Origin of the sequence: Amycolatopsis pittospori (genome assembly GCF_013870525.1) — a bacterium.
In the GTDB taxonomy this organism is placed as follows: Bacteria; Actinomycetota; Actinomycetes; order Mycobacteriales; family Pseudonocardiaceae; genus Amycolatopsis; species Amycolatopsis pittospori.
The window spans coordinates 1-5362 of sequence record NZ_JACBXD010000173.1 but is presented as its reverse complement, the minus strand read 5'-3'; the positions used below and the strand labels follow the sequence as shown (position 1 = coordinate 5362).

The window sequence follows — 5362 nt, the reverse complement described above, 5'->3', positions numbered from 1 at the left end:
TGATCTTCGCGATCGAGGCGCACGCGCCGACGCTCGTACTGGTCCCGGGGACGGTCGCGGATCTCGCCGCCGGGCTCGCCGCCGCGGCCGAAGCGCTCGTCCCCGGTCCGGTACTCGGAACGGCGTTGGGCGGCGCGCTCCTGGCGACGGTTCCCCAAGCGGCCAAGGAGATCCTGCCCGGACTCGCGGACGGGACCGAACGGCTGGCGGTCGTGCTCGGCCCGGGATTCCTCGTCTCCGACTCGGTCGTCGACGGGGAGTCGGGACCGGCGCTCGACGTTCACCCGTCGGCATGGTTACTGGTGGCCGCGGGTGACGTCGCCGCACTCGTTCCGCCGGGAACGTCCGGTGTGGACGTCGAACCGCTCGACCCGTTCGACGTCTCCCGTCCGGCCGGCCGGGTCCGGTGCACCAGCGTGGTGCCCGAGGCGGTTTTCGAGTCGCTGCCGGTCGACGCCTACGCCGCCACGCTCGGTGCCGCCGAAGCCGCCGGGATCGCACGATGGTGTCTCCGGACCGCCGTCGAGTACGCCAAGGTGCGTGAGCAGTTCGGTCGTCCCATCGGGTCGTTCCAGGCCGTCAAGCATCTCTGTGCGGAGATGTTGTGCCGCGCCGAAGCCACCGACGCTCTCGCGTGGGACGCGGCGAGGGCGGCCGACGACCCCGCCCAGCATCCCCTCGCGGCGGCGACCGCGGCGGCCTACGCCCTCGACGCGGCCGTGGCCAACGCGAAGGACTGCATCCAGGTCCTGGGCGGCATCGGATTCACCTGGGAGCATGACGCGCACCTCTACCTGCGTCGCGCCCTGGCGTTGCGGCAATGGCTCGGCGGCTCCGCCCGCTGGCGCCGTCGTGCGGCCGAACTCGCGTTGCGCGGCGACCGGCGCACCCTGGGTGTCGACGTCGGTGAAGACGCCGAACTCCGTGACCTGGTCAGGGAAATCGCCGCGCTGCCCGAGCCCGGACGTCGTGTCGCGCTGGCCGACTCGGGACTGCTCGCGCCGCACTGGCCCTCGCCCTACGGCCGGGGCGCGACCGCCGCCGAGCAACTGCGGATCGACTCCGCGCTCGCCGACGCCGGTGTCCGCCGTCCCGACCTGGTCATCGGCGCCTGGGCGGTGCCGACCCTGCTCGAACACGGCTCGCCGGAACAACGCGAGCGGTTCGCCGCACCCACTCTGCGCGGCGAGATCACCTGGTGCCAGCTGTTCAGTGAGCCAGAAGCAGGCTCCGACCTCGCGTCGCTCCGCACGACGGCCAGGCGGGTCGACGGCGGCTGGCTGCTGAACGGCCAGAAGGTGTGGACGTCGCTGGCACGCGAAGCAGATTGGGCGATCTGCCTGGCCCGCACCGATCAGGACGCGCCGAAGCACAAGGGCATCACGTACTTCCTCGTCGACATGACCACCGGCGGGATCAGCACCCGCCCGCTGCGCGAGATCACCGGCGACGCCGTGTTCAACGAGGTCTTCCTCGACGACGTCTTCGTCCCGGACGACAGGGTGGTCGGGGAGATCGACGGCGGCTGGCGGCTCGCGCGGACGACCCTGGCGAACGAACGCGTCGCCCTCGGCAGCGGATCCGCTGTGGGTGAGGGCGTCGAAAAGCTGCTCGCCGACTCCGGTGACGACGCCGACCTGGAGGGCCTCGGCCGGTTGATCACGGAGGGGAGCGCTTGTTCCGTCCTGGATCTGCGGGCGACCCTGCGCCGGCTCGACGGGCAGGACCCCGGCGCCGAGTCGAGCGTGCGCAAACTGCTGGGCGTCCGGCATCGGCAGGCGGTGGCTGAATTCGCGCTGGAGGCGCTGGGCGAGAACGCGCTCGTGGCCGGTGATCCCGCGCAACACGAGTTCCTGCTGACACGCTGCCTCAGCATCGCGGGCGGCACCACGCAGGTGCTGCTGTCGCTGACGGCCGAACGTCTGCTGGGGCTTCCGCGGTCCTGAACCGGGTGTCCTGAAAGTCCTTGTCACGGCTCCGCAGCGTGCTATGAACGGCCCGTTCCTTGCAAAATTTGCAAGGAACGGGCCGTTCATAGCACCACCGCAGGCGGTCTGTCGGTCCCGTGCTCTAGCGTGCGAGTCGTGGAGTTCGGCACAGGAACCCAAGCCACCTTCGTCCCCTCGGATCCCCCGCGGGACGGGGTGCTGGCGCTCTGGGGAGACGGCGTAGCGGGTGACACCGCGATCGAACTCGTGCTGCCGGTGGGAAAGGTCTTCCGGCGCACGAAGGTCGACGCGGCGCTCGTCCCGTTGTCACGCGCGATTCCGCGGCTGCTGACCGCCGAGGGCGAGCTGAGCCCGGCCATCGCGGCGTGGTCGGCCGTCGTCGAGGCGGGCGTGAACCTCATCGCCCGCGGCCGCTTGCTGCCCGCCGCCTCACCCGGTGGGGTGGATTCGTGGCGGGTCGGCCCGCTCGACGTCGCCGACGAGGAGTTGTTGCGCGGTCTCGCCGCCGCGTTGCCGCCCGAGGCGCACGCGTTGCCGTTGTCGGGCCTGAAACGGATCCGGTTGCATTCGCCGGAGTCGTTGATCCGCGCGCTGTGGGACGCGACGGCCGACGTGCTGGTGCGCACGCCCGCCGCGAGTGTCGCCGCGGGCGGTCCGGCGTTCGCGGCGCCGGAGCCGACGCTGGTCGGACCGGACGGCGCGGCCTGGCTCGCGGAACTGAGCGCCCGCCAGGCACAGGGCGCGCATCTCGTCTTGCGCATGGAGGTCCACGAGCCCGAAAACCCCGAAGAAGAGCCTGCTTTCGCCGCCGTTCTCGCCGTGCGGAGTGCGGCGGATCCGAGCTTGATCGTCGAGGCGGCGACGCTGTGGGACGCGCCCGAGGCGGTGCTGGAACGGATGGGAGAACAGGTCGAGACCCAGTTGCTGCTCGGTCTGCGCCGGGGTGCCCGGGCGTGGTCGCCGCTCGGCCGCATGCTGCGTTCGGCCGCGCCGACCGAACTGGCGCTGGAGTACGACGAGGTCGTCGACCTGCTGACCCACGGTGACGCGGCGCTGGGCGGCGCCGGCATCGAGGTGCAGTGGCCCAAGGACCTCTTCGCGGGTGAGCTCAAGGCCAAGGCGAGTGCGACGCAGGTTCCCGGCAGCGTCACCGGGCCCGAGTTCACGCTCAAGAGCCTGCTGCGGTTCCGGTGGCGGCTGAGCCTCGGGGACGAGGCGCTCACCGACGACGAGGTCACCGCGCTCGCGGAGGCGAAACGGCCGCTGGTGCGGTTGCGCGGCAAGTGGGTCAAGGTCGACGCGCGCCTGATCGCGAAGGTCCGCGCCCACCGCTCGAAGAAGCTGTCCGGGGCCGAGGCGCTGGCCGCCGCGCTCACCGGCGAACTGGAGCTGGACGGCGAGAAGGTCGAGTTCACCGCCCCGTCGGCGCTGACCGGGCTGGTGCGGCGGATCCGTGACTCCGCCGCCGAACCGATCGAGCAGCCCGCCGAGTTGAAAGCCACCTTGCGGCCGTACCAGAAGGCGGGCCTCGCGTGGCTGTCGACGATGACCGGACTCGGTCTCGGCGCGTGTCTCGCCGACGACATGGGGCTGGGCAAGACGATCCAGCTCATCGCCCTGCATCTGCACCGCCGCCCGCTCGAAGAGGGCCCCACGCTCGTCCTGTGTCCGACGTCGTTGCTCGGCAACTGGGAACGCGAGTTCGCCCGGTTCGCGCCGGACATCCCGGTGCGCCGGTTCCACGGCGGCGGGCGGCATCTCGACGAGGTCGCGCCGGACGAGGTCGTGCTCGCCACGTACGGTGTCCTCCGCCGGGACCGCGAGACACTGTCCGAAGTGGACTGGGGGATGATCGCCGCCGACGAGGCGCAGCACGTCAAGAACCCGCTTTCGGTGACCGCCAAGGAGCTGCGGAATATCCCGGCAGCCGCGAAGGTCGCCTTGACCGGGACGCCGATGGAGAACCGGCTCACCGAACTGTGGTCCATTGTGGACTGGACGACGCCGGGACTGCTCGGCTCGCTCGACGGGTTCCGCCGCAAGGTGGCCCGCCCGATCGAACGCGATCGCGACAAGGCGGCGACCGAGCGACTCGCCGCGACCGTACGACCATTCCTGCTGCGCCGTAAGAAGACCGACCCGGACATCGCCCCGGAACTGCCGCGCAAGACCGAGACCGACCGGTTCGTCCCGCTCACCGCCGAGCAGACGACGCTGTACGAGGCCGTGGTCCGGGAGAACCTCGCGATGATCCGCGAGCTGGACGGGGTGGCCCGGCGCGGGCAGGTGCTCAAACTGCTCACCGAGCTCAAGCAGATCTGCAACCATCCCGCGCAGTATCTGAAGGAACCCGGCGTACTGCACGGCCGGTCCGGCAAGCTCGCCGCCTTCGAGGAACTGCTCGACGTCGTCCTCGACGAGGGCGACAGCGTGCTCGTGTTCAGCCAGTACGTCCAGCTGTGCCGTCTACTGGAGAAACGCCTGGCCGAACGCGGGCTGCCGACGATGCTGCTGTCCGGGTCGAGCACGCCGAAGGACCGTGAGGACATGGTCGCCCGGTTCCAGGCGGGCGAGGTGCCGGTGTTCCTGCTGTCGCTCAAGGCGGGCGGCGTCGGGCTCAACCTGACCAAGGCCACCCACGTGATCCACTACGACCGCTGGTGGAACCCGGCGGTCGAGGACCAGGCGACCGACCGTGCCTACCGGATCGGGCAGGACCGGCCGGTCCAGGTGCACCGGCTGATCGCCGAGGGCACGCTCGAGGAACGTATCGCCACGGTCCTGGAGACCAAACGCGGGCTGGCGGACGCGGTCATCGGCGCGGGGGAGAACTGGATCACCGAACTGTCCGACGACGAACTCGCCGACCTCGTCCGGCTCGGGGAGACCTGATGCGCGGCGCGACCGGCCGGAAGCGGCGGACCTTCGGCAACACGTGGTGGGGCAAGGCGTGGGTCGAGGCGCTGGAGGATCGCGCCAAGCTCGACCCGAACCGCCTGCCGCGCGGCCGGACGTACGCGCGCAAAGGCGTGGTCAGCAAGCTGGCGGTCGGCACGGGCGAGGTGACGGCCTGGGTGCAGGGCAGCCGGGCCGTGCCGTACCGGGTGACCATCCGGATGCAGGCGTTCGCCGAGGAGCAGTGGGAGAACCTGCTCGGCATGGTCGGCTCCCGGCTCGGGCACGTCGCGGCCCTCCTCGACGGCGAACTGCCCGGCGAGCTGGCCGAGGACGCGCGCGCCGCCGGCGCGGATCTGCTGCCCGGCCCGGGGGACCTGCGGCCGAAATGCTCGTGCCCGGACAGCGCGAACCCGTGCAAGCACGTCGCCGCGGTCTACTACCTGGTCGCGGACGAGGTCGACGCCGATCCGTTCGTGCTGTTCCTGCTGCGCGGACGACCGCGGGAGGCGGTACTG

3 protein-coding genes are annotated in these 5362 nt (G+C 71.2%); all 3 read left to right on the top strand.

Annotation, left to right across the window (positions count from 1 at the left end):
• A partial coding sequence (locus tag H5J31_RS39295) for an acyl-CoA dehydrogenase (RefSeq protein WP_181777730.1) occupies nucleotides 1–1946 on the top strand: 1946 nt, incomplete at its 5' end.
• Between the two features lie 129 nt (nucleotides 1947–2075).
• Entirely contained in the window at nucleotides 2076–4841 is a 2766-nt protein-coding gene (locus H5J31_RS39290; RefSeq protein ID WP_181777729.1) for a DEAD/DEAH box helicase, read from the top strand.
• On the top strand, nucleotides 4841–5362 hold a 522-nt coding region (locus tag H5J31_RS39285; RefSeq protein WP_181777728.1), incomplete at its 3' end, for an SWIM zinc finger family protein. The genes H5J31_RS39290 and H5J31_RS39285, both read left to right, overlap by 1 nt.